19 protein-coding genes are annotated in these 25079 nt (G+C 72.1%); 6 read left to right on the top strand and 13 right to left on the bottom strand.

Annotated elements, in window-relative coordinates; translation table 11 throughout:
• Nucleotides 1–8: 8 nt before the first annotated feature.
• Both ACLJPL_RS30405 and ACLJPL_RS30400 read right to left on the bottom strand, forming a co-directional pair.
• Nucleotides 9–1271 (bottom strand): CobW family GTP-binding protein, encoded by a 1263-nt coding sequence (locus tag ACLJPL_RS30405; protein ID WP_411084165.1) that lies wholly within the window; start codon nucleotides 1269–1271, stop codon nucleotides 9–11.
• 24 nt (nucleotides 1272–1295) lie between these two features.
• Nucleotides 1296–2450, bottom strand: coding sequence for a citrate synthase (locus tag ACLJPL_RS30400; protein WP_411084164.1), 1155 nt, complete (start codon nucleotides 2448–2450; stop codon nucleotides 1296–1298).
• A gap of 111 nt (nucleotides 2451–2561) precedes the next feature.
• On the opposite strand from ACLJPL_RS30400, the gene ACLJPL_RS30395 reads away from it, so the two are divergent.
• Nucleotides 2562–3824 (top strand): citrate synthase, encoded by a 1263-nt coding sequence (locus tag ACLJPL_RS30395; RefSeq protein ID WP_411084163.1) that lies wholly within the window; start codon nucleotides 2562–2564, stop codon nucleotides 3822–3824.
• Between the two features lie 28 nt (nucleotides 3825–3852).
• Here the strand turns inward: ACLJPL_RS30395 and ACLJPL_RS30390 are convergent, their stop codons facing one another.
• Complete coding sequence (locus tag ACLJPL_RS30390) at nucleotides 3853–4872, bottom strand: LacI family DNA-binding transcriptional regulator (protein ID WP_411084162.1); 1020 nt, start codon at nucleotides 4870–4872, stop codon at nucleotides 3853–3855.
• A gap of 361 nt (nucleotides 4873–5233) precedes the next feature.
• On the opposite strand from ACLJPL_RS30390, the gene ACLJPL_RS30385 reads away from it, so the two are divergent.
• Nucleotides 5234–6964, top strand: a complete 1731-nt coding sequence (locus ACLJPL_RS30385) for an ATP-binding protein (protein WP_411084161.1) — start codon at nucleotides 5234–5236, stop codon at nucleotides 6962–6964.
• Nucleotides 6961–7635, top strand: coding sequence for a response regulator (locus ACLJPL_RS30380; RefSeq protein WP_411084160.1), 675 nt, complete (start codon nucleotides 6961–6963; stop codon nucleotides 7633–7635). The genes ACLJPL_RS30385 and ACLJPL_RS30380 overlap by 4 nt, the downstream gene beginning before the upstream one ends.
• 26 nt (nucleotides 7636–7661) lie before the next feature.
• Here the strand turns inward: ACLJPL_RS30380 and ACLJPL_RS30375 are convergent, their stop codons facing one another.
• The 3 genes from ACLJPL_RS30375 to ACLJPL_RS30365 form a co-directional block, all read right to left on the bottom strand.
• On the bottom strand, nucleotides 7662–9254 hold the full coding sequence (locus ACLJPL_RS30375) for a cation acetate symporter (protein WP_411084159.1): 1593 nt from the start codon (nucleotides 9252–9254) through the stop codon (nucleotides 7662–7664).
• Nucleotides 9251–9751 carry a DUF485 domain-containing protein gene (locus ACLJPL_RS30370; protein WP_411084158.1) on the bottom strand — a complete coding sequence of 167 codons (501 nt, stop codon included), beginning with the start codon at nucleotides 9749–9751 and terminating at the stop codon, nucleotides 9251–9253. The genes ACLJPL_RS30375 and ACLJPL_RS30370 overlap by 4 nt, the downstream gene beginning before the upstream one ends.
• A gap of 195 nt (nucleotides 9752–9946) precedes the next feature.
• On the bottom strand, nucleotides 9947–12073 hold the full coding sequence (locus ACLJPL_RS30365) for a type IIA DNA topoisomerase subunit B (protein WP_411084157.1): 2127 nt from the start codon (nucleotides 12071–12073) through the stop codon (nucleotides 9947–9949).
• A 449-nt stretch (nucleotides 12074–12522) separates the two neighbouring features.
• Between ACLJPL_RS30365 and ACLJPL_RS30360 the strand changes: the two genes are divergently transcribed.
• Nucleotides 12523–12756 (top strand): hypothetical protein, encoded by a 234-nt coding sequence (locus ACLJPL_RS30360; protein ID WP_411084156.1) that lies wholly within the window; start codon nucleotides 12523–12525, stop codon nucleotides 12754–12756.
• 109 nt (nucleotides 12757–12865) lie between these two features.
• Here ACLJPL_RS30360 and ACLJPL_RS30355 read toward each other — a convergent pair whose 3' ends face one another.
• From ACLJPL_RS30355 to ACLJPL_RS30330, 6 genes are all read right to left on the bottom strand, one after another.
• Nucleotides 12866–13690 (bottom strand): S1 family peptidase, encoded by an 825-nt coding sequence (locus tag ACLJPL_RS30355; RefSeq protein WP_411084155.1) that lies wholly within the window; start codon nucleotides 13688–13690, stop codon nucleotides 12866–12868.
• 150 nt (nucleotides 13691–13840) lie between these two features.
• The gene (locus ACLJPL_RS30350) at nucleotides 13841–15388 is read right to left on the bottom strand and encodes an RNA polymerase sigma factor (RefSeq protein ID WP_411084154.1); all 1548 of its coding nucleotides are present in this window, start codon (nucleotides 15386–15388) and stop codon (nucleotides 13841–13843) included.
• A gap of 326 nt (nucleotides 15389–15714) precedes the next feature.
• Complete coding sequence (locus tag ACLJPL_RS30345) at nucleotides 15715–16602, bottom strand: FadR/GntR family transcriptional regulator (RefSeq protein ID WP_411084153.1); 888 nt, start codon at nucleotides 16600–16602, stop codon at nucleotides 15715–15717.
• 162 nt (nucleotides 16603–16764) lie between these two features.
• Complete coding sequence (locus ACLJPL_RS30340) at nucleotides 16765–18501, bottom strand: ATP-binding cassette domain-containing protein (RefSeq protein ID WP_411084152.1); 1737 nt, start codon at nucleotides 18499–18501, stop codon at nucleotides 16765–16767.
• A gap of 236 nt (nucleotides 18502–18737) precedes the next feature.
• Nucleotides 18738–19496: an NUDIX hydrolase gene (locus ACLJPL_RS30335; protein ID WP_411084151.1), complete on the bottom strand. Its 759-nt coding sequence runs from the start codon at nucleotides 19494–19496 to the stop codon at nucleotides 18738–18740.
• Nucleotides 19497–19656: 160 nt separating this feature from the next.
• On the bottom strand, nucleotides 19657–21039 hold the full coding sequence (locus tag ACLJPL_RS30330; protein WP_411084150.1) for a DUF4192 domain-containing protein: 1383 nt from the start codon (nucleotides 21037–21039) through the stop codon (nucleotides 19657–19659).
• 110 nt (nucleotides 21040–21149) lie between these two features.
• On the opposite strand from ACLJPL_RS30330, the gene ACLJPL_RS30325 reads away from it, so the two are divergent.
• Nucleotides 21150–23321, top strand: a complete 2172-nt coding sequence (locus tag ACLJPL_RS30325; protein WP_411084149.1) for a RecQ family ATP-dependent DNA helicase — start codon at nucleotides 21150–21152, stop codon at nucleotides 23319–23321.
• 216 nt (nucleotides 23322–23537) lie between these two features.
• On the top strand, nucleotides 23538–24179 hold the full coding sequence (locus ACLJPL_RS30320) for a hypothetical protein (protein ID WP_411084148.1): 642 nt from the start codon (nucleotides 23538–23540) through the stop codon (nucleotides 24177–24179).
• Between the two features lie 217 nt (nucleotides 24180–24396).
• On the opposite strand, the gene ACLJPL_RS30315 is transcribed toward ACLJPL_RS30320, so the two are convergent.
• Nucleotides 24397–25068, bottom strand: coding sequence for a hypothetical protein (locus ACLJPL_RS30315; RefSeq protein ID WP_411084147.1), 672 nt, complete (start codon nucleotides 25066–25068; stop codon nucleotides 24397–24399).
• Between the last annotated feature and the right edge of the window lie 11 nt (nucleotides 25069–25079).

Genomic DNA, 25079 nt, shown 5'->3' with positions numbered 1-25079 from the left:
GGGGGGCGTTACGCCTCTGCGGCCGCTTCTCGTACGCCTGCGGGGCCGGTTTCCCGTACGGGTACGGCGTCGGCCTCCTGTACGTCTTCGGGGCCGGCTCCCTGTACGCGTACGGGATCCGCCTCCCGTACGTCTTCGGGCTCGGCCTCCTGTACGGGATCGGCTTCCCGCCCACGTACGGGCTCCGCCTCCTGTACGTACCGGAGCACGCCCCACATGCCGCGTTCGGCGTCAGGAGTGTCGAGGCCATCGGCCGGGGCCCGCGCCGGCTCCGGGTTCCCGGCACGGCACGCGGCGAGCCCGTCCCGCAGCGCGTCGGCGTCGATGCCCGCCCCGATCATGACGAGCTGGGTGAGCCGCTGTTCGCCCCGCGCCCACGGCTGCGGCACGAAACGCAGGAACCGGCCGACCGCGTGCAGCGCGTACTTGTTGGCCCGGTCCCCCGCGCCGAAGTCCGCGAAGCCCTTGATCCGGTAGAGGCCCTCGGGCCGGGAGTCCAGGAACGCCAGGAAACGGCGCGGGTCCATCGGGGTGTCCGAGGTGAACTCGACGCTCTCGTAGGCGGCGTGGAGGTGGTCGGCGTGGCCGTCATGCCCGGGGCCCGACTCCTCCCGCAGCAGGTCCTCGAAGGTGAGCTGACGGGCCTTCTCCTCGCCGTCCGGCCGCAGCGCGGGATCGAAGAGCAGCTCCGGGTCGATCCGGCCGTGCACGGCGGAGATCACGGCGGCGGGCCCGCTCAGCTCCGCGACCGTCCGGCGCAGCCGCTCCCGCCCGGCCTCCCCCACCCGGTCGGTCTTGTTCAGGACGACGAGGTCCGCGACGGCCAGATGGCGGTCGATCTCCGGGTGGCGCTCCCGGGTCCCGTCGAACTCGGCGGCGTCGACGACCTCGACCAGACCCCCGTACAGGATGTGCGGGTTGTCGCTGGCGAGCAGCATCCGTACGAGCTCCTGGGGTTCGGCCAGGCCGCTCGCCTCGATGACGATCAGGTCCAGCCGGGCGGAGGGCCGGGTGAGGGTCTCCAGGAAGGTGTCGAGTTCGCTCGCGTCGACCGCGCAGCACAGGCAGCCGTTGCCCAGCGAGACCGTCGAGCCGACCTGCCCCGCGACGGTCATGGCGTCGATCTCGATGGCCCCGAAGTCATTGACGATCACACCGATCCGGGTGCCCGCGCGGTTGCGGAGGAGGTGGTTCAGGAGCGTGGTCTTGCCTGATCCGAGAAAGCCCGCCAGGACGACGACCGGGATCTGCTGGGTGCGGGGCGGGGTCAACGGGGGCCTTCCTCACAGGGGCGGTCAGGGTGCGGGGACCGGCTGCGGCGGGGGTGCGCCGACGTAACGGGCCGCGGGGCGGATGATCTTCGAGTCCTCCGCCTGCTCCAGGATATTGGCGCTCCAGCCGATCACCCGCGCCGCACAGAAGGTGGGCGTGAACATCGTGCGCGGCAGCCCGCAGAGCTCCATGACGACCCCGGCGTAGAACTCCACGTTGGTGTGCAGCTCCCGGCCCGGCTTGAGCTCGGCGAGGATGGCCTCCACCTGGGCTTCGACCTCGACGGCGAAGTCGACGAGCGGTCCGCCGAAGCTCCGCGCGATCGACTTGAGCATCCGGGAGCGCGGGTCCTCGGTGCGGTAGACGGGGTGGCCGAAGCCCATGATGCGGCGGCCGGAGAGGACCTGCTCGCGGATCCAGCCGTCGATGCGGTCCGGGGCGCCGATGGCGTCCAGGGTGTCCAGCGCGCGGCTGGGCGCTCCGCCGTGCAGCGGTCCGGAGAGCGCCCCGACCGCGGCGACCAGGCAGGCGGCCAGGTCCGCTCCGGTGGAGGCGACGACCCGGGCGGTGAACGTGGAGGCGTTGAAGCCGTGGTCGACGGTGGAGATCAGATACCGCTCCACGGCCCGGACCCGGTCGGGCTCCGGCTCGCTGCCGGTGAGCATGTACAGGTAGTTGGCCGCGTAGGGCAGATCGGCGCGGGGCTCGACCGGTTCGAGGCCCTGGCCGAGGCGCTGGAGGGCGGTGAGGATCGTGGGCACGGCGGCGCAGGCGGCGAGCGCGTCCTCGCGGCGGCGGCCGGCGTCGATGTCGTAGACCGGGCGGAGTCCGGCGGCGGCCCCGAGCAGCGACAGGGCCGTACGCAGTCCGGCGAGCGGGCCGGAGACGGCGCTCGCACGGGCGATGGCGGGCAGCGCGTCGCGGACCTCGGCGGGGAGCGCGCGCAGGTTCGCCGTACGGGCCGCGAAGTCCGCGCCCGCCGCCCGGTCGGGCAGCTCGCCGTGGAACATCAGATACCAGACGTCCTCGAAGCCACGGGTCTGCGCGAGCTCGATCGCCGAGTACTGCCGGTAGTGGTAGAAGCCCTCGCGCCCACGGACGTCGCCGAGGGCGGTGTCGGTGACGACGACTCCGGCGAGCCCCCGGGGGACGGCGGGGATGACAGGGGTGGTGGTCATGGCCGTTCTCTCTTCCGTGCAAGCAGCATTGATTCGACTGTCCATGCTTGACTGGAAATCTGTCAATGTTGATTGAATCAATATGAATGCGGGACGGATACGGTGTCCCCCATGACGGATCAACCAGAGCCCGGCGCGCAGCGACCGCCCCGCCTGACCACCCGCGAGGCGGCCGAGCTGCTGGGGGTGAAGCCCGAGACGGTGTACGCGTACGTCAGCCGGGGCCAGCTCGGCAGCGTGCGGGCGGCCGGAGGCAGGGGCAGCACGTTCGACGCCGACGAGGTGCGGGCCCTGGCCCGGCGCTCGGGCCGCCGGGAACCGTCACCGGCCGGGGGCGAGCTCGTCTTCCGTACCGGCATCACCCTCATCGAGCAGGACCGGTACTACTTCCGGGGCGTCGACGCGACCGAGCTGGCCCGGCGCCACAGCTACGAGGAGGTCGCGGAGTGGCTGTGGACGGGCGAGCTGCGGGCGGGCGCGCGCTTCGAAGCGCCTCCCGAGACGCTGGCGGCGGCCCGCCGGACGGTCGGCGCGCTGCCCGCGCACAGCGGTTCGACGGACCGGCTGCGGGTGGCGGTGACCGCTGCCGCCGCCATGGACCCGCTGCGGTTCGACCTCACGCCGCCAGCGGTGCTGAGCAGTGCGCGCGGCCTGATCCCGACGCTGGTGGGCGCGTTGCCCGTGCTCGGCACGCCGCTGGAGGCCGAGGGGGGTTCCCTGGCCCGGCGGCTGTGGCCACGGCTGACCGCCCGGCCGGTGGACGCGCCGGCCCTCGCCGCCCTGGACGCGGCCCTGGCCCTGCTCATCGACCACGACCTGGCGGCCTCCACCCTGGCCGCCCGGGTCGCGGCCTCGGCGCACGCCCACCCGTACGCCGTGGTCTCCGCCGGCCTCGGGGTCCTGGAGGGCCCGCTGCACGGCGCGGCGAGCGGACTGGCCCACCGGATGCTCCAGGAGGCCGTGGACCGGGGCAGCGCGGTCCCCGTGGTCGCCGACCACCTGCGGACCGGGCGCGGGGTGCCGGGGCTGGGCCACCGGCTCTACCGGGGCGAGGACCCCCGGGCCAGGACCCTGTTCGCCCTGCTGGAGGACGTGCCGCAGGCGGCCGGGGCGCTGGCGGCGGCCCGGGAGGTGGTCGGCACGACGGCCCGCCACGCGCCGCTGCACGCCAACATCGACCTGGCGCTCGCCGTGCTCTCCGTCTCCTGCGGGATGGCGGCGGAGGCGGGCGAGACGGTGTTCGCGGTCTCCCGCACGGCGGGCTGGATCGCGCACGCGCTGGAGGAGTACGGGGAGCGCCCGCTGCGCATCCGGCCGAGCGGGCAGTACACCGGCCCCCGGCCACCGCAGCCGCTGCCGTCGCCCGCTCCGTAGGTCCCCACCAGCGCAAATTAGCTACGGATCAGAGGGAATTCTCGCGCGGCGGCTGGGCGGTGGACCCGCGCACCACGAGTTCGGGCTCGAAGAGCAGCTCGTCCGAGGGCACGGTCCGCCCGCCGATCTGCACCGAGAGCAGCTCCACGGCCGCCCGCCCCATGGCCTCGATGGGCTGGCGGACGGTGGTGAGCGGCGGCTCGGTGCAGTTCATGAACGCCGAGTCGTCGTAGCCCACGACCGATACGTCGGCGGGCACGGAGAGCCCGCGGCGGCGGGCGGCCCGGACCGCGCCGAGCGCGAGCGGGTCGCTGGCGCAGATGATGCCGGTGACGCCCCGGTCCAGCAGGCGCATGGCGGCGGCCTGCCCGCCCTCCAGGGAGAACATCGCCCGGGCCACCCACTCGTCGGGCACGCTCGTGCCGGCCTCCTTCGCGAGCGTCCGGGCCGCGGCCAGCTTGCGCTGCGAGGGCACGTGGTCGGCCGGGCCGAGGACGAGGCCGATGCGCTCGTGGCCGAGCGAGACGAGGTGCCGCCACGCCTGCTCGACAGCGACGGAGTCGTCGCAGGAGACGCCCGGGAAGCCGAGGCGGTCGATGGCCGCGTTGATCAGGACGACGGGGATCTTGCGGTCGGCGAGCACCTTGTAGTGGTCGTGCGGCGCGTCCTCCTGGTGGTAGAGGCCGCCCGCGAAGACGACCCCGGAGACCTGCTGCTGGAGGAGGAGCTCGACGTAGTCGGCCTCGGAGACGCCGCCCTTGGTCTGCGTGCAGAGCACCGGGGTCAGTCCCTGCTGGGCGAGCGCGCCGCCGACCACCTCGGCGAAGGCGGGGAAGATCGGGTTCTGGAGCTCGGGCAGGACGAGCCCGACCAGCCGGGCCCGCTCGCCCCGCAGCTGCGTGGGCCGCTCGTAGCCGAGGACGTCCAGCGCGGAGAGCACGGCCTGCCTGGTGGCGTCGGAGACGCCCGGCTTACCGTTCAGCACCCGGCTGACCGTCGCCTCGCTGACTCCCACCTTCTGGGCCACTTGAGCAAGTCGTCGCGTCATGAGCGCAAGATTAGCGCAAGAAGTGCAAGCAGATTGCGTTACTGGCGAACTCCCCGCAAGGCTCCCAGAGCGCTCGTACGACATCCACGTCTCGTACGACAACGTCTCGCGCTACGCAACGTCTCGTGCTGCACAACGTCTCGTACGACATGGCGTACAGGACTCTTGTACGGCAGCACGCACGGAACTCTCGTACGAGAACGAACACTCGCACGAGAACGCTCACAGAAGGCGCGCCGCCAGGCAAGGGGTGAACGGTCCGGGATTCCCGGGGGGGGATGGACATCTCCCCCCTACTGATTCCCCTGCGGATTCTCCCGCGGATTTCCGCCGGACCCTCGTGCCCCTTACCGTTCGTACGATGAGCGCCCCACCGATCTCCGACCGCGCACCGCGCCGGTTCGGCTGGCCGCAGCGGGTCTTCTCCCAGGTGCTGCTGATGCAGCTGGCCATCATCACGGGCGTCACCGTCCTGGTCACCGGCCTGTTCCTGGCTCCCCTCAGCGCCCAGCTCGACGACGAGGCGATGCGCCGCGCGCTGGCCATCGCCGGGAGCACGGCCGCCCGGCCGGAGCTGGCCGAGGACCTGCGCACCACGCGGCCGTCCGCGCGGGGCCCCGTACAGTCCGCGGCCGAGCGCGTCAGGCGGGCCACCGGCGCGGAGTACGTCGTCGTCATGGACCGCCGGGGCGTGCGCTGGTCGCACCCGGAGGCCGGCCGGATCGGCGAGGTCGTCTCCACCGACCCCGGGGAGGCGCTGCGCGGCCGGTCGGTCATGGAGATCGACAGCGGGACCCTCGGCCGCTCGGCCCGGGGCAAGGTGCCGCTGTACGGCTCCCCCGGCTCGTCCGAGGTGGTCGGCGCGGTCTCGGTCGGGATCGAGTACGACAGTGTCCGCGCCCGGCTCCTCTCGGCGATCCCCGGGCTCCTCGCCTATGCGGGCGGGGCCCTGGCCGTGGGGGCCCTCGCCGCGTATCTGATCTCCCGGCGGCTGCAACGGCAGACCCACGACCTGGCCTTCTCCGACATCTCGGCGCTGCTGACCGAGCGTGAGGCGATGCTGCACTCCATCCGCGAGGGGGTCGTCGCGCTCGACGGCACGGGCCGGATCCGGCTGCTGAACGACGAGGCGCAGCGGCTGCTGGGGCTCGGCCCGGGGGCGACGGGCCGCCCGGTGGACGAGGTGCTGGACGGCGGCCGGACCGCGGATGTGCTGGCGGGCCGGGTGGTGGGCGACGACCTGCTGACCGTCAGCGGGTCCCGGGTGCTGCTGGCCAACCGGATGCCCACGGACGACGGCGGGGCGGTGGTGACCCTGCGCGACCGGACCGAGCTCGAACACCTCGGCCGCGAGCTCGACTCCACCACCGGGTTGATCGACGCGCTGCGCGCCCAGGACCACGAGCACGCCAACCGGCTGCACACCCTGCTGGGGCTGCTGGAGCTGGAGATGCACGAGGACGCCATGGAGTTCGTGACGGAGGTGGTGGGCGTCCACCGGGCGACGGCGGAGCAGGTCACCGAGAAGGTGCGGGACCCGCTGCTGGCCGCGCTGCTCGTCGGCAAGGCGACGGTCGCCGCTGAGCGCGGCGTCGCGCTGCGGGTGACTCCCGGCACGCTGCTGCCCGACCGGGTGGTGGACCCGCGCGGCCTGGTCACGGTGGTCGGCAACCTGGTCGACAACGCCCTGGACGCGGCGGCCGGATCACCGGACGCGCGGATCGAGGTCGGGCTCCGGGCTCAGGGCCGTACGGTGGTGCTGCGGGTGCGCGACAGCGGCCCCGGGATCCCGCCGGAGCAGTACGCGGCGATCTTCACCGAGGGCTGGTCCACCAAGGACCTGCCGGCGCACGGCAAGCGCGGCCTGGGACTTCCCCTGGTCCGCAGGCTCGCGGAGCGCCAGGGAGGCGGCGTGGGCGTCGACGCGGCGGAGGAAGGCGGTGGCGCGGTGTTCACCGTCGTACTCCCTGAAGCGCTCGTACTCTCCGAGGCTGTCGTGCTCCCTGAGGCTCCCGTGCTTCCAGAGGCGCTCGTCGAACCGGATCCCGACCGCTCGCCGCCGCGTCCGGCCCCGACAGGGGAGACACCGTGATCCAGGTCCTGATCGTGGACGACGACGTCCGGGTGGCGCGGATCAACGCGGCGTACGTCGCCAAGGTCGCCGGGTTCCGCGTGGCCGCGCAGGCCCACTCGGCGGCCGAGGCGCTGGCCGCCGTCGAGGACGTGCCGGTGGACCTGATCCTGCTCGACCACTACCTCCCCGACCGCAACGGCCTCGCCGTCGTACGGGAGTTGCGCCGACTCGGCCGCCAGGTCGACGTGATCATGGTGACCGCCGCCCGCGATGTGGCGACCGTGCAGGACGCGATGCGTCACGGTGCGCTCCAGTATCTGGTGAAGCCGTTCACGTACGCCGGTCTGCGTTCAAAACTGACCGCGTACGCCGCGCTGCGCCACACGCTCGACGGCGGCGGGGAGGCCGAACAGGCCCAAGTGGACCGGCTCTTCGGCGCCCTGTGGGCGACGGGCGAACCGGACCTCCCCAAGGGCCACTCCCCCAGCACCGCCGAACTCGTACGGCAGGCGCTGCGCGACGCGGACGGCCCGCTCTCCGCCCAGGAGGTCGCGGAGAGCGGCGGGATGAGCCGGCAGACCGCGCAGCGCTATCTGAAGCTGCTGGAGCGCACCGGCACGGTCCGGCTGACACTGCGGTACGGGGAGACGGGCCGCCCGGAACACCGCTACACCTGGGCCACGGGCTGACGCCGCACCTGGGCCCTAGGCCCCCCTCACGCCGCCCCCGCCCCCGTGAGCGCCCGGACCTCGCTCTCGGCGTGCCTGGCCTCGTCCGGCTTCTCGCGCGAGGTGACCGTGCCGAGCCAGCCCGCCAGGAAGCCGAGCGGGATGGAGACGAGGCCCGGGTTCTCCAGCGGGAAGAGCTGGAAGTCGACGCCCGGGAAGAGGGACGTGGGGCTGCCCGACACGACGGGTGAGACCAGGACCAGGACGACGGCGGGGACGAGGCCGCCGTACACCGCCCAGACCGCACCCCGGGTGGTGAAGTTGCTCCAGAACAGGGAGTAGAGCAGGGCCGGGAGGTTCGCGGACGCGGCCACGGCGAAGGCGAGGCCGACCAGGAAGGCCACGTTGAGGTTCTGGGCGAGCAGACCGAGCACGATGGCGACCGCCCCGATTCCGGCGGCGGCGACCCGGGCGACGGCGACTTCGCCGTACTGCTTGCGGCCCGGGCGGCGGAGCGAGGCGTAGAGGTCGTGGGCGACGGAGGCCGAGGAGGCGAGGGTGATGCCCGCGACGACGGCCAGGATGGTGGCGAAGGCGATGGCGGCGACGACGGCGAAGAGAACCGTTCCGCCGGTGGAACCCTCGCCTCCGCCGAGCACCAGGGCCAGCAGCGGTACGGCGGTGTTGCCCGCCGCGTTGGAGGCCCGGACCTCCGTGGAGCCGACGAGGGCCGCCGCGCCGAAGCCGAGCACGATCGTCATCAGGTAGAAGCTGCCGATGAGGCCGATGGACCAGACGACGGACCGGCGTGCGGCGCGGGCGGTGGGCACGGTGTAGAAGCGCGACAGGATGTGCGGCAGGCCCGCGGTGCCGAGGACGAGGGCGACGCCGAGGCTGATGAAGTCGAACCGCGAGATCCAGTCGCCGCCGTAGCGCAGGCCGGGGGCGAGGAAGTCCTTGCCGTGGCCGCTGCGTTCGGCGGCGGTGTTGAGCAGGCTGTTGACGTCGCCGCGGAAGTGGACCAGGACGAGCGCGGTGAGGGTGACGGCTCCGGCCATCAGCAGCACGGCCTTGACGATCTGGATCCAGGTGGTGGCCCGCATCCCGCCGAAGGACACGTAGACCACCATCAGCGCCCCGACGCCGACCACGGTCCAGGAGCGGGCCGCGTCGCTCGTCCCGCCGAGCAGCAGGGCCACCAGGCTGCCCGCGCCGACCATCTGGGCGACCAGGTACAGCACGGAGACGGTGACGGACGAGGTGCCGAGCGCGGTGCGCACCGGGCGCTCCGCCATCCGTGCGGCGACGACGTCGGCGAGGGTGAACCGGCCGCAGTTGCGCACGAGTTCCGCGACGAGCAGCAGGACGACCAGCCAGGCGACCAGGAAGCCGACCGAGTAGAGCATGCCGTCGTAGCCGAACAGGGCGATCAGCCCGGAGATGCCGAGGAAGGAGGCCGCCGACATGTAGTCGCCGGCGATGGCGAATCCGTTCTCCATGGGCGAGAAGAGGCGGCCGCCGGCGTAGAACTCCTCGGCGGAGCCCTGCCGGTTGCGGCTGACCCAGGTGGTGATGAAGAGCGTCACCGCGATGAACGCGCAGAACAGCAGCAGGGCGAGCGTCTGGTGGTCGCCTCTCAACGTCCTCCCCCTCCCGCCGGCCGGTCTGCCAGCCCTCGCGTCATCTCCTGGGTGTCCCACCGCAGATCGAGCGCCGCCCGGTCCCTGCGCAGCCGTGCGTGGCGTGCGTACGCCCAGGTCAGCAGGAAGGTGGTGAGGAACTGGCCGAGCCCAGCCGCCATCGCCACGTTGACGGCGCCGGCGACCGGGCGGGCCATCAGCCCGGGCGCTGTCGTAGCGGCGACGACGTAGGCGAGATACCAGAGGAGGAAGGCGAGGGCGGCGGGCGCGACGAAGCGGCGGTAGCGGCGGCGCACCTCGCGGAAGGCCGCGCTGCGGTGCACCTCCAGATAGATTTCGGCCACGCCGGGCCCGGGCCGCGAGCCCTCGGGGGCGGGTGCGCCGTCGGCCGCTTCGGCCCCCGTGCCGTCCGCTTCGCCCCAGCCCACGGCCGATGCCTCGTACCACGGATCGTCGAACCGCACTCCCGCGGTCGCCGGTCCTGCTTCCTTCTCCACCGAGCAACTCCCTTGTCCACGGACCTTTTCGGCCGCGCAGCCAACCATGGGCGCTGAGGGAAGATCCCGGGCGCGTCATTCGCCCGAATTCACCTCTTCAGGTGACAGGAGTCCCGAACGGCGGCGCGAGCCGCGGAACGTACGCGGCCCCCGCTCCGCCGGTGGTACGGGGAGCGGGGGCCGGGCCGAAGCGGGTCAGGCGTCGATGCGCGAGCGGTCCAGGGTCGCCGCCGAGCTGGTGATGAACTCCTTGCGGGGGGCGACCTCGTTGCCCATCAGGAGGTCGAAGACCTGCTCGGAGGATTCCAGGTCCCCGATGTTGATCCGGCGCAGCGTGCGGTGGCGCGGGTCCATCGTGGTCTCGGCCAGCTGGTCGGCGTCCATCTCGCCCAGGCCCTTGTAGCGCTGGATGGACTCCTTGATCCGCACGTTCTTGCGCTGGAACTCCAGCAGCGTCTGGCGCAGTTCGTTGTCCGAGTACGTGTACACGTACTTGTCCTGGCCCTTCTTGGGCTGGACCAGCTCGATCCGGTGCAGCGGCGGCACGGCGGCGAAGACCCGTCCGGCCTCGACCATCGGGCGCATGTAGCGCTGGAAGAGGGTCAGCAGCAGGGTGCGGATGTGGGAGCCGTCCACATCGGCGTCGGTCATCATGATGACCTTGCCGTAACGGGCCGCGTCGATGTCGAAGGTCCGCCCGGACCCGGCTCCTATGACCTGGATGATGGCCCCGCACTCGGCGTTCTTCAGCATGTCCGAGACGGACGACTTCTGGACGTTGAGGATCTTGCCCCGGATCGGCAGGAGCGCCTGGAACTCGCTGTTCCGGGCCAGCTTGGCGGTGCCGAGCGCCGAGTCGCCCTCGACGATGAAGAGCTCGCTGCGCTCGACGTCGTCGCTGCGGCAGTCGGCGAGCTTGGCCGGCAGCGAGGAGGACTCCAGCGCGGTCTTGCGGCGCTGGGCGTCCTTGTGCTGGCGGGCCGCGATCCTCGTACGGGCGGCGGCGACGGCCTTCTCCAGCACGGCCCGGGCCTGGGCCTTGGCGTCGCGCTTGGTGGAGGTCAGGAACGCCTTGAGCTCCTTGGCGACCACGGCCGCGACGATCCGGTTGGCCGCCGAGGTGCCGAGCACCTCCTTGGTCTGCCCCTCGAACTGCGGCTCCGCCAGCCGTACGGTGACGACGGCGGTGAGCCCTTCGAGGGCGTCGTCCTTGACGACGTCGTCCTCGGCGACCCGGAGCATCTTCGCGGAGCGGAGCGCTTCGTTCACCGTCTTGGTGAGGGAGCGCTCGAAGCCGCTGACGTGGGTGCCGCCCTTGGGGGTGGCGATGATGTTGACGAACGACCGGACGGTGGTGTCGTAGCCCGTGCCCCAGCGCAGCGCGATGTCGACGCCGAGCTCCCGGGTGACCTCGGTCGCGGTCATGTGGCCGCGGTCGTCGAGGACCGGGACCGTCTCCTTGAACGTGCCCGTGCCGGTCAGCCGCTGGACGTCGCAGACCGCCTTGTCCTGCGCCAGGTACTCGCAGAACTCGCTGATGCCGCCGTCGAAGCGGAACGTCTCTTCCGTCTTGCCCTCGCCGTCGAGGCCCCGCTCGTCGCGGACGACGATGGTGAGGCCGGGGACGAGGAAGGCCGTCTGGCGGGCCCGCTGGTAGAGCGTCTCCAGGTTGAGCTTGGCGTCCTTGAGGAAGATCTGCCGGTCCGCCCAGTACCTGACCCGGGTACCCGTACGCGTCTTGGGGACGCGCTTGCCCTTGCGCAGGCCGTTGGCCGGGTCGAAGGGGCTGTCGGGGCCCTGCTCGGTGAACATGCCGGGGACGCCGCGCCGGAAGCTGATGGAGTGGGTCGCGCTGTTGCGGTCGACCTCGACGTCCAGGCGGGCGGAGAGGGCGTTCACCACGGAGGCGCCGACACCGTGGAGGCCGCCGGAGGCCGCGTAGGAGCCGCCGCCGAACTTGCCTCCGGCGTGCAGCTTGGTCATGACGACCTCGATGCCGGAGAGCCCGGTCTTGGGCTCCACGTCCACCGGGATGCCGCGGCCGTTGTCCCGGACCTCCACGGAGGCGTCGTCGTGGAGGATGACCTCGATGTGGTCGCAGTGGTCGCCGAGAGCCTCGTCGACGGAGTTGTCGATGATCTCCCAGAGGCAGTGCATGAGCCCGCGGCTGTCGGTGGACCCGATGTACATCCCGGGGCGCTTGCGGACCGCCTCGAGCCCTTCGAGTACGAGAAGGTGCCGCGCGGTGTAGTTGGAGCTGTCCCGGTCGCCGCCTGCTGCGGCCAGCATCGCGGTGGACGGCACGGACGTTTCGGCGGTCACGCGGGTTCGCTCCTCGCTGAATTTCATCTGGGGCCCATGTGGGTATCGCGCTCGGCTTCGGTTGCCGCTGAGAGCCTACAGAGCCCTGGTAGAGCGGTTGTAACGCCACCCTTGGGGGAATCCTTATGCTAGTCGAGCTCCATCCGGGCTCGCATGGATGTTCGATCATTCGTCGGAGTGACGTGCACATCACGTTCCCTTCGAGGCATGAACCATTTAGGCTCCGGGCACGTCCTCATGAACACACCGGCAAGCCGGCCGGCGGGACCGACCCCCAAGACAAGCAATGCGAAACCGTAGCGCTCCGCATACGGCACATTCGCCGCCAACCGGCAACAGACAGCCACACCGAGAAGAAGTTTCGAAGAAAAGCCACGAGCGGGAACGTTTTCGGCCTGGTTGGATGTTGACCCTGGTACGACAGCTCGTCGAGCTAGAGAAGAGGCGACGTGACTACTGTTCTGACCCCCGCGAGCCCGCTGACCGCAGCAGACCGCTGTGACCGTTGCGGCGCCCAGGCATATCTGCGCGTCGTCCTGATCAGCGGCGGTGAACTGCTCTTCTGCGCCCACCACGGGCGCAAGTTCGAGCCGGAACTCAAGAAGATCGCCGCGGAAATACAGGATGAGACGGATCGGCTCAACGCCGCCAAGGCGACTGCTGCCGACGAGGAACAACACTGACACCTCGCATCCACGACGAGCCAGGGGCCGGTCCAGGACCGGCCGACGGGCGGCGCCCCCACCAAGGGGCGCCGCCCGTTCTCGTGGCTCCGTAAGCCTGCGCGGCCGCTCAGATGCGGCCCTCGGCCCACTTCACGGCGGCCGAGACCCGGGTGTACACCCCAGGGCTGCCCGCGCGCCCGCAGCCACTCCCCCAGGACACCAGGCCGACAAGCCGCCCACGGGCCACCAGCGGCCCTCCGCTGTCGCCCTGGCACGCGTCCCGCCCGCCCCTGGGTTCGCCCGCGCAGAGCATCCCTGAGGCGTCGTACGCGCCCTCCCTGCCGCCGGGGTAGGCGCGGGCGCACTCACTGTCCGGCAGGACCTGGACCCGGGCGGAGCGCAGCACGGAGGCGTACGTACCGCTTCCGGTCGTGTCCCCCCACCCGTAGACGGCCGCCGCCGTCCCGGCCCGGTACGCCTCGTCCCCGTCCCGGGCCATCGGGATGGCCGTGCCCCTCGGCAGGGCCCGGGACAGGGTCAGCACCGCGAGGTCGCCGGCGTTGGTGGAGGGGTCGTACGCCGGATTGACCCAGACCTCCCGGACCGGGATCTCCTGACCGGTCGAGTCACTCAAGCGGTCCCTCCCGACGATGACGCGCAGGTCCCTGACCCGGCTGACGGGTCCGCCGAGCGCCTCTTCACCCAGACAGTGGGCGACCGTCAGGATCTTCGTGGGCGCCACGGCGACCCCGCCGCAGAACTGGCCCGCGCGCGCTCCCCCGAACCGGTCTCGGCTCGACAGGGCCACCGCCCAGGGGCTGTCCGCCACGGGGGCGGGCTGTCCGCCGACGACGATGCTGTCCGCGACCGCCGGGGGTGGCGAGGCGAGCGGCAGCACGGCTGCGGTCAGGGCGAGGACCCCGGTCAGGGTGCGGACGACGGGACGGGGCATGAAGGCTCCTGACGCTGAGGTGGCAACGATCCACCCAGCGTGATCCAGCCCGTCCGCCTCCGCACCCGCGGACACGCCAAAGGGCCCGGTTCCCCTGGGGGATCCGGGCCCTTTGCCGGTGGAACACCCGTTCCACCGGTGAGACCCGCTCTAGTCGAGGTAGTCGCGCAGGACCTGCGAACGCGACGGGTGACGGAGCTTCGACATCGTCTTCGACTCGATCTGACGGATGCGCTCACGCGTCACGCCGTAGACCTTGCCGATCTCGTCCAGGGTCTTCGGCTGGCCGTCGGTGAGGCCGAAGCGCATCGAGACCACGCCGGCCTCACGCTCGGAGAGCGTGTCGAGCACCGAGTGCAGCTGCTCCTGGAGGAGCGTGAAGCTGACCGCGTCCGCCGGGACGACGGCCTCGGAGTCCTCGATCAGGTCACCGAACTCGCTGTCGCCGTCCTCACCGAGCGGGGTGTGCAGCGAGATCGGCTCGCGACCGTACTTCTGGACCTCGATGACCTTCTCAGGGGTCATGTCGAGCTCCTTGGCCAGCTCCTCCGGGGTGGGCTCGCGGCCCAGGTCCTGGAGCATCTGGCGCTGCACGCGCGCGAGCTTGTTGATGACCTCGACCATGTGCACCGGGATGCGGATGGTGCGGGCCTGGTCGGCCATGGCACGGGTGATCGCCTGACGGATCCACCAGGTGGCGTACGTGGAGAACTTGTAGCCCTTGGTGTAGTCGAACTTCTCGACCGCGCGGATCAGACCGAGGTTGCCCTCCTGGATCAGGTCCAGGAAGAGCATGCCGCGGCCGGTGTAGCGCTTGGCCAGGGAGACCACCAGGCGGAGGTTGGCCTCCAGGAGGTGGTTCTTGGCGCGGCGGCCGTCCTCGGCGATGATCTCCAGCTCGCGCTTGAGCTTCGGCGCGAGCTTGTCGGCGTTGGCCAGCTTGTCCTCGGCGAAGAGACCCGCCTCGATGCGCTTGGCGAGCTCGACCTCCTGCTCGGCGTTGAGGAGGGGAACCTTGCCGATCTGCTTCAGGTAGTCCTTGACCGGGTCGGCGGTGGCGCCGGCGACGGCGACCTGCTGGGCAGGCGCGTCGTCCTCGTCGTCGTCGGAGAGGACGAAGCCCTTGTTCTCGCCCTCGCCCTCCTCTTCCTCGCCCTTGCCGGCCTTGACCTCTTCGACGGCCTCGTCACCGTCGACGAGCTCGTCGTCCTGCTTGCCGGACTTCTTCGCCGCTGTCTTCTTGGCCGCCGTCTTCTTCGCGGCGGTCTTCTTGGCAGCCGTCTTCTTGGCTGCCGCCTTCTTGGCGGGAGCGGCCGCGACGGCGTCGTCGGCCACCGCGTCCGCGCTCTCGGCCGCCGGGGCGGCCGGCGCCGCGACGGTCCTCGTCACGGTGGTCTTCGCCGCGACGGACTTGGTGGCGGTGCGCTTGACCGGGCTCTTCGCTGCGACGCTCTTGCGGGCGCGCTTCGGCGACTCCGCGGCACTGACCATCAGCGTCACACCCTCTTCCTCGAGGATCTGGTTGAGGCTGCGCAGAACATTCTTCCACTGGGTTGGCGGAATCTGGTCAGCCTCGAAGGCCCGACGCACGTCATCGCCGGCGATCTGCCCATCAGCCTTTCCCCGCTCGATGAGCGCCATCACAGACTCGGACTCGGCGATCTCCGGCGGGAGCGTACGGGATGTGCTGGCCGACACGAACAACCTCTCGGAACGATGGAAACGGCTTCCGGCCCCGCCCTGGAGAGGGCTGGAGCCGACGACCGTCGACTGGGGATGTCGTCGACGGCGCGGGTTTGGCCTCAGAACTGAAACAGCGCGCTCGATGGCTGCTGTATTCCTTCCGCGACGCTCACCTCTTAAGTCATCGCGCTGCTTCGAGGAGTGTTACGCCCAATCCGCGTGGCCCGAGTCACACCCCATTCACGACGAACCGTGCCAGGAGTGGCATCCCGCCACAATTGTGCCGCCGGACCCCGTCGGGTCCGGCGGCACAGGGCCCGGGCGCCCCGGCCGTGAAGCGGTCAGTGCTCGCGCGGCGCGGGGACCACACGCTCCACGTCGGGGTGGACGACGAGCAGTTGGCGCATGGCCGTCTCGGCGCCCGCGGAGTCGCCCGAGGCCAGGGCTTCGACGATGCGTGCGTGGTGGGCGAGCGAAGCCTCACCCGGGCGGTCACAACCGGTCACCGGGCCGCCGGAGACGTGCAGGGCGGCCGAGACGATGCCAGCGAGGTGCTCGAGCATCCGGTTGCCCGCGGCCTGGATGAGCAGGGCGTGGAATTCCGCATCGGCGCGGGAGAAGGTGATCGCGTCGCCCTGTCCCATGGCGTGCCCCATGATCTCCACCATGTCGCCGAGGCGCTGCTGGAGGTCCTCCCGGCCGTGCCCGGCTGCGAGGCGGGCGGCGAGCGGCTCGATGGTCCAGCGCAGCTCGGACAGCTCACGGCGCTGGTCGTCGCGCTGCGGACCGAACGCCCGCCATTCGATGATGTCCGGGTCGAGCAGGTTCCAGTCGCTGACCGGGCGGACCCTGGTACCCACATTGGGGCGCGCACTGACCAGCCCCTTGGCCTCCAGGACGCGCAGGGACTCGCGTACGACGGTGCGGGAGACCTCGAATCGCTGGCCGATCTCCTCGGGAACGAGAGGGCGGTCGGCGCCGAGGTCACCGGAGACGATCATCTGGCCCAGCTGTTGGACGAGTTGGCCGTGGAGGCCGCGCCCGCGGCTGGCGGCCCCCCGTCGGCTCGCTCGCCCCAACTCGGAATCGGAACCGCCCCAGGCACGGGCGGCGGCGCGCTCGCCGGCCGGCGCCTCCGTGTAGGGATAGCGATCGAGTTCGCCCGAGCCGGCCAGGCCGGAGTCGGCGGAGCGGGCGGCGGTCATCATGGTGTGCGCAAGGGTACTCACGCATCCTTTGTCGGCGCGGCTCGCCCACCCCTTGAGGTCTTTGCTGAAAAGCACACGAAAGGGTGATCGGCACCCACTCCACAATTGACGCAATATCTATACAAACCAGGCATTTCTTAAGGGATTACGGTCCCCCTTCTCCTCGCCGCCCGGCCGCCACGATCACCAACGCACCCTGCCGCGAAGACTGGTGAACAGATACGCGCAGATCAGGGCCGACAACGACAGGGTGAGCGCGGCGCCCACGGGCTGCGCCACCACCCGCGCGACGGCCAGGACCCAGTGGTCCACCTCCTGCGGCAGCTGCCACCAGGCCAGTTCGCGCAGACGGCCGGGAAGCCCGGTGACCGAACGCGCGGACGGCGCCGCGAACACCTTCTGCACCAGCGGAACCACCAGCACCGGAACGGCGAGTACGGCCGCGATCCCGGCCCCGGCCGCCCGGAAGACGCCCGCCGCCAGCAGCCCGGCCCACGCGCAACCTACCGTCAGCCCGGCCCAACTCGCGCCCAGTGCGAACGCGTTGGCCGGAACCGTGATCAACTCCGGACCGTAGACGAGCCGGAGGCCCTGCGCACCGCCGACGACGGCCAGGCCGGCCAGCAGGAGCGCGAATCCCGCCGTCACCGTCAGTTTGGCCACCAGCAGGCCGATCCGCCGGGGCACGGTCCCGCGCCCTGCGGCGAGCGCCGGGTAGCGGAACTCGTCCCCGAAGGACAGGGCCCCCAGCAGACCGGCCGCCAGTGCCGCGGGGGGCAGCGGCAGCAGTTCGGGCCAGGCGGCGAGCAGGCGCGGCAGGGAGGTGCCGTCGGTGCGGGCCAGCAGGACGGAGAGGGCGGCGGAGGCCAGCAGCGCCGTCACCATGATCACGGCCGTCGTCCGGACGCCGAGGGAGCGCCGCAGTTCGTAGCGCAGGGGGCGCAGGGGGCCGCGTGCCGGGCGCGCGCGGATCGGCGGCGGGAGTTCGGACAGGGCTACGGCGGAGGGCTGCCGCGCCGCGCCGTCCACGCCGGACGGGGCGGCGGGGCCGGTGTCGCCGATCTCGTCCGCGAGCTGGTGCACCGGGACTCCGTGCCGGAAGGCCGCGTCCCCGACCTCCGCGCAGGTGCTGCCGTACACGGTCAGCCGGCCGTTCGCCTCGGGGACCACCTCGACGGACCGCTGGGCGGCCCGCGCCTCCCTGCCCACCACGGCGGCGAGCCGGGCGGCGTGCGGGGTCCGGACGGCGACCCGGGGGCGGAGCCGGGTACGGGCGAAATCCGCGACGTCCTGGTCGGCGACGAGACGTCCGGCGTCGATGGTGACGACGCGATCGGCCGTGCGGGCGGCTTCCTTGGGGTCGGCGGTGGCGTACAGGACCGTTCCGCCCTGGGTGGCGTGGGCGCGCAGCAGACCGTACATCCAGCTGTTCTCGCGCGGGGAGAGCCCCTCGGCCGGTTCGTCCAGGACGAGCGTGTGGGGGTCTCCGAGCAGGGCGGAGGCGAGGCCGAGGCGGCGGTCCATCCCCACCGAGAGGGTGCCGAGGCGCTGGTCCCCGAGTCCGGCGAGGCCGACGACCTCGAGCATCTCGTCGGCCCGGGTCGCGGAGGTCCCGGCGGCCGCGCAGAGCATCCGGAGCTGCCCGCGGGCCGTACGGGAGGGATGCCCCGGTACGTCGCCGAGCAGAACGCCCACCTCCCGTGACGGGTGGGCGATGCGGTGCATGGGCCTGCCGCGGAAGTAGGCGACGCCCCGCCCGGAGTCGAGTTCGAGCATCAGCCGCAGGGCCGCGGTCTTGCCCGATCCCGGGGCGCCCAGCAGGGCCGTGACGCGGCCGGGCGGGGCCTGGAAGGTCAGGTCGTTCACGGCGGGCGGAGCGTCGCGGCGGGGGGTACTGGTGAGTCCGATGGCCTGGAGCATCGATTCTCTCGCGTTCTCTCGCGGAAGGTGAGACCGCTCGGCGGCAGATGCGTACCGCAGCAACATAACGCGACATTTCCGACTTTTTGTGCAGCGCTGGGCTCGCGGGTGTTCCCGCCGCTGCGGAACGTGGCGTCTGGCGGCCAGGCCGACGCACCGGGCCTCCGCCGGGTCCGCCGCCTAGGGCCTCTACTCGCTGGACCCGCCGGGCACTTGCCCGCCGAGCGGCCCCGGCCTCAGACCTCGGGCCGCAGCATCGGCGGATTGAGCACCGTGGCCGCGCCGGCCCGGAACAACTGCGCGGGCCGGCCTCCCTGCCGCGTGGTGGTGCCGCCGGACGGCACCAGGAATCCGGGCGTGCCGGTGACCTTGCGGTGGAAGTTGCGCGGGTCCAGGACCACGCCCCACACCGCCTCGTACACCCGGCGCAGCTCCCCGACCGTGAACTCCGGGGGGCAGAACGCCGTGGCCAGCGAGGAGTATTCGATCTTCGAGCGGGCGCGCTCCACTCCGTCCGCGAGGATCCGCGCGTGGTCGAAGGCCAGCGGCGTCGCCTGCTCGCCCTCCCGCCCGGCGCCGGGGCGCAGCAGCTCCTCGACGGGCGCCCACCGCGCGCTGTTGGCGTCCCCGCCCGCGCGGGGCGCGGGCAGGTCCGGCGCGAGGGCGAGGTGCGCGACGCTGACGACCCTCATCCGGGGGTCGCGCGCCGGGTCCCCGTAGGTGGCCAGCTGTTCGAGGTGCGCGCCGTTGCCCGCGATCGGCTTCGCCGGGTCGTGAGCGCACAGCCCCGTCTCCTCGACGAGCTCACGCGCCGCAGCGGATCCCAGATCCTCGTCGGCCCTGACGAATCCGCCGGGCAGCGCCCACCGGCCCTGGAACGGCGTCTCACCACGGCGAACGACCAGCGCACAGAGCGCGTGACGACGCACCGTGAGCACGACCAGGTCGACGGTGACGGCGAACGGCGGGAAGTTCGACGGGTCGTAGGGCGGCATGGAGCGATCATAGTCGTCTGCCTGACGATAAACACTGCCTTCGGCACTCCTGCGGCCAGTCAGGGATCAATAGTTCTGCGTGATCATCAGCGCTGTCCGGACAATCCCGGATGATCATGAGGGACAGCGACGTTCAGCGGTTGCCGGCTGTCGGCTCGGGTCATCGGCGCGTCCCGCTGTCCCGTCCGCCGTCGCGCTGGGCGTCGCGCGTCCGGCGCCTGGTCGAGGCAGCCCCAGGCCCAGCCGCACCCGGCGCCCTCCGCGGGGCGTTCGTCGCCCGGCGTCCGCCCGCCCGCCGCCGTTCCCGGTTCGGCGCCGACCGGACTCTGCGGACGTGCAGGGCAGGGCCCCTGGGAGACAGCGCATCCGACTCCGTCCCAGCGCCCTCGGTCCCTGCGCCCGCCGCCCCCGCCTCTTCGCCCTCGCCCTGGGCGCGCAGGCAGCGGCGCAGGGCCTCCGGATCCAGCCCTTCGTTGCACGCCCGGTGCAGCAGTTGCGCGAACGTGTACTCCGGGTCGGCGCGGAGCGCGAGTCCCAGGGCCACCCGCGCGGCGGGCTCGTCGCCGGTGGACCAGGCGACCCAGCCCGCCAGCGTCAGCGGAGCGGCCGCGTGCTCCCCGAAGGGTTCGACGCAGCGCCGGGCGAGCGTCCGCCACAGCCTCAGGGCGGACTGGCCATCGGGGCCCTCCATCCATGCCGCGGCCTTGTCGCGGGTCTCCCGGTCCTGGAGCCCGAGGATGACGGCGGCGGCCTCGTCGTGGCTGACCAGCTGATCGTCGCCGAGGTCCAGGACGGCCGGCGGAGCCGACCGCGTCCGCCCGAGACGGCCCATGAGCGTGCGGGCGAGCCCGAGCGTTTCCTCCGCTACCTCGGCCTTCACCCGCTCGTCGAGAATCCTGGGCACCACGGAGAGCGCGGCCCTGTCCAGGGCCTGTCGCTGGGCGGACGCCTCTTCCGGCGTCCGCCAGGGAGCGAGCCGTGCTTCCATGTCGCGCAGCGTTCCCCGGACGTGGATTCCCGCGTAGGCGGCCGCCGCGGCCATCACCGTCGTACCGGGCAGAGCGAGCGGCTTTCCCTCGGTGGGGCAGCAGCGGATGTCGGGGCAGCAGTAGGACCAGTAGCGGCCGTCCGAGATGCAGAGCGCTTCGAGCACGGGCACGTCGAGCGCGCCGCACGCCGTGCGCAGGCTCTGGGCGAACGGCCGCAGGCGCTCCATGGTCAGGTGTCCGCTCTCGCCGTCCGCCGAGTCCTGGCAGAGGAAGATCACAATGCCGTCCGGCCTCCCGTCGCGACGCTCGCTTCCCGAGATCAGGCTCTCGGCCAACTGATCGGCGACCGGCGACCATTCGCCGGGCGCCTGCGGAATTCCCAGCCGGAGCCGACCGCCGAACCGGCCCCGCCCTCCGTGCAGGGCCACCATGACCACGCTGTCGTTGGGGTGGAAGCCCATGAGATACGGGAGGGCGTCGGCGAGCTCGGCGGGGCCGCGCAGGGTGATCTGCTGGCCGTCCGAAGAACCGGTGGATTCGTGGTGCTTGTTCATGGCTCGACGGTCCCGCGGTCCGCCGAATTCCGCGACCCCTGTGGATAACGTTATCCACAGGCTCGCTCCGTCGTTCGCGGTTTGTCGTAGCCATCGGGTTGCATGGGGGCATGACCAACGCAGATCGTGCAGCGCTCAGGGCCTCGGCCGATTCCGTCCTCGCCCGTCTCGTCGGGGACGCCACCGGTGAGGCCCGTCTGCGCGAGGACCAGTGGCGGGCGATCGAAGCGCTCGTCGCCGACAAACGCCGAGCGCTGGTCGTGCAGCGCACCGGATGGGGCAAGTCCGCGGTCTATTTCGTGGCCACCTCGCTGCTGCGCGCGCAGGGAAGCGGTCCGACCGTGATCGTCTCGCCGCTGCTGGCGCTGATGCGCAACCAGGTCGCGGCGGCGGCCCGGGCGGGAATCAGCGCCCGGACGATCAATTCGTCCAACACGGAGGAGTGGGCGAGCGTCCAGGACGAGGTGGCGGCGGGCGAGGTCGACGTGCTGCTGGTCAGCCCCGAGCGGCTGAACAATCCCGATTTCCGGGACCAGGTCCTGCCCAGGCTGGCGGCCGCGACCGGGCTTCTGGTGGTCGACGAGGCGCACTGCATCTCCGACTGGGGACATGACTTCCGGCCGGACTACCGGCGGCTGCGGACCATGCTCGCCGATCTGCCCGCGGGTGTCCCGGTGCTGGCCACCACCGCCACGGCGAACGCGCGGGTGACGGCGGACGTCGCGGAACAGCTCGGTACGGGCGCGGGCACGGACGCTCTGGTCCTGCGCGGTCCGCTGGACCGGGAGAGCCTGAGCCTAAGCGTGCTCCAGCTGCCCAACGCGGCGCACCGGCTGGCGTGGCTGGGCGATCACCTCGGGGAGCTTCCCGGCTCCGGGATCATCTACACGCTGACGGTCGCGGCCGCCGAGGAGGTCACGGCATACCTGCGCCAGAACGGCCATCCGGTCGCGTCCTACACCGGACGGACCGAGAACGCGGACCGGCAGCAGGCGGAGGACGATCTGCTGGCCAACCGGGTCAAGGCGCTGGTCGCCACCTCCGCGCTGGGCATGGGATTCGACAAGCCCGACCTCGGCTTCGTCGTGCACCTGGGCTCGCCCTCCTCCCCCATCGCGTACTACCAGCAGGTCGGGCGTGCGGGGCGTGGGGTCGAGCACGCCGAGGTGCTGCTGCTGCCCGGCAAGGAGGACGAGGCGATCTGGCAGTACTTCGCCTCGGTCGCCTTCCCGCCCGAGGAGCAGGTGCGGCGCACCCTCGACGTCCTGGGGCGTTCGGAGCGGCCCGTCTCGCTGCCGGCGCTGGAACCCATGGTCGATCTGCGGCGGACCCGGCTGGAGACGATGCTCAAGGTGCTGGACGTGGACGGCGCGGTGAAGCGGGTCAAGGGCGGCTGGATCTCCACAGGTGAGCCATGGGCCTACGACTCCGAGCGGTACGCCTGGGTCGCCCGGCAGCGTGCGGCCGAGCAGCAGGCCATGCGCGATTACGCGACGACCACCGCGTGCCGGATGGAGTTCCTGCGTCTGCGGCTGGACGACGAGGAAGCCGCCGCCTGCGGGCGCTGCGACAACTGCGCGGGCTCCCGCTTCGACGACAAGGTCTCCACCGCCGCCCTGGACGGGGCCCGCGACGAGCTGGGCCGGCCGGGGGTGGAGGTGGACCCCCGCAAGATGTGGCCCACCGGTCTGCCGGCGGTCGGCATCGACCTCAAGGGACGTATCCCCGCCGGCGAACTCTCCTTCAGCGGCCGGGCACTGGGCCGCCTCTCCGACATCGGCTGGGGGAACCGGCTGCGCCCCATGCTGGCGGCGCAGGCGCCGGACACTCCGGTGCCCGACGATGTCACGGACGCCGTGGTCACCGTGCTCACCGACTGGGCGAAGGGCCGCGGCGGCTGGGCCTCCGGCGCACCGGACGCCGCTCCCCGGCCGGTCGGCGTGGTCACCGTCGCCTCGCGCCGCCGGCCGCAGTTGGTCCAGTCCCTCGGCGCCCGGATCGCCGAGATCGGCCGGATGCCCCTGCTCGGGACGGTGACGTACGCACCGGGCGCCGAGGACCTGACGAAGTCGCAGACCAACAGCGCACAGCGAGTGCGGACCCTGCACGAGGCACTGGTGGTCGAGCCGGAGTTGGCGCAGGCGCTGCGGTCGGCGGGCGGCCCGGTCCTGTTGGTGGACGACCTCTCCGACACCGGCTGGACGCTGGCCGTCGCCGCGCGGCTGCTGCGGCGGGCCGGAGCTCAGGGGGTGTTTCCCCTGGTCCTCGCGGTTCAGGGGTGACGGGAGGCGTCATCAGGCCGGGACTGGGCAGGGATATGAGTGCCATACCGGCAGATTCCCGTCAGCCGCGCCAATTGCTCGTTGCCGCCCGTCGATACGCCAGGAAGAATTGGAGCTGCTCCCCGCACAGTTCTTCATCGGGCCCGGAAGGGCTGTGCCGCGGCGCGCCCTCACTCGACCTTGCCCGCACCACGGGCGCGTAGCGAAGGGAGGACCATGACCTTCGGATTCGCCCCGTCCTCAGCCACTTCGATATCGGCGTCTTCCGGTTCCGCGGACTCCGTCAACCGCCTTGCCCGGATGCTCGAACCCGCCGAGTGGGCATCGGCGGGCATACCGCTGCTGCGCAGCCCGCGGGAGGTCGTCAGCGGTCTGCACTCCCGGCACCGGCCGACCCCGGCCACCGCCGTGGTCGCGGTCCTCGACCATGAGGAACGGCTCACGGCCAGCGCCTCGTTCGTCCGCCGGGCCACGGTGGCGGCGGACGGCTGGGAGTTCCGCAACGCCCTGCTGGCGCACCTTCGGCGCGTCGTCCCGCACGATCTGCGCCGCCGTACCCCGGTACGTACAGCGGTACTTCTCTACTGCCGTGACGGCGACGAACGGTGGACCGAGGAGGACGGCGCGTGGATGTGGGGCCTTCGGGACGCCTGCACGCTGCACGGCCTGCGGTGCGGTGCCTACATCACGCTGACCGGCGGGGGTTGGCAGGTGCTCGGCGAGGGCAGGGGCGGGCGGCGGCCCAGTTCCCTGTCGGAGCCGGCCCCGCTGGCCGACACCGTCGCCGAGCAGCAACCGGCTCTGACCCGGACCGGTGGCGGAGCGGCTGCGGCGCTGCGGCGCACAGCCGCCCGATGAAAGCCCGACGAAGTCTGATGGAGCCCTGAGAAACCCGGTGCGGGCGACGCAGCGTGGTGCGGGGCGAGTTCAGCCCGGTGAAGCGCGGTGCGACCCGGTGCGCAGGTGCTGAGCACGTACGGGAATGTGCACCTGCCCCGGGGTGGGCGGGGCAGGCCGACCGCTCGGGTGATCCCCGGCCGCCCGTGCGGGCGGCCGGGGAGGGCGTTCGGACGGATCAGACGCCCGCGCCGAGCGCCGAGTTGATCGTCTGCGGGTCTCCGCAGACGATCAGCAGCACACCGGCCCGGTCACGCGCGAGGGGCAGTGCGCGGACGACGGTGTCGCCAGCATCCCCGTTGACCGCCACGACGACCACGGGCCGGGGCTTCGCCCGGTCGACCGCCGAGGCGTCCGCGAAGAAGACGTCGTCGCCCGCGTCGTGCTGGGCCCAGTAGGCGGCTTCGCCGAAGGACAGCTCGTGGGCGGCCCACGGGTGCCGCTCGCCGGTGGTGAGCACCAGGATGTCGCCCGGCGCCCTGCCGGAGTCCAGCAGCAGATCGACCGCTTCCTCGGCCGCGTCGAGGGCTCCGCCGGCCGGAGCCGGAATCAGCTGGAGCTGCGGTGCGGAACGATTCTCCGGCCGGCCGGGGCCGCTCGGGGCCACAGCTGCGGCGGTCGCCGGGGCAGCGGGGGCGGGTACGGGGTGTGCGCGCTGCGCCGGAGGCGCGGGGCGCACGGGGCCGGGGACCGGACGACCGGGACGCGGCGTGGCCGCGGTGCGCGGACCTGGTACGGGACGGGGGGTCGGCGCGGTACGGCCGGCGGCCGGCGTGACGCGGGGACCCTGGGCACTCTCGTGAATCTGAGGCTCCTCGGGGATGAGGCATGAAGGTGGTCTGTCGGACACCGATGTGGCCG

The sequence above is a fragment of the Streptomyces sp. cmx-18-6 genome (assembly GCF_046548915.1).
Classification (GTDB): domain Bacteria; phylum Actinomycetota; class Actinomycetes; order Streptomycetales; family Streptomycetaceae; genus Streptomyces.
Note: the sequence above shows the minus strand (reverse complement) of the source record. Positions and strands in the feature narration are given on the sequence as shown.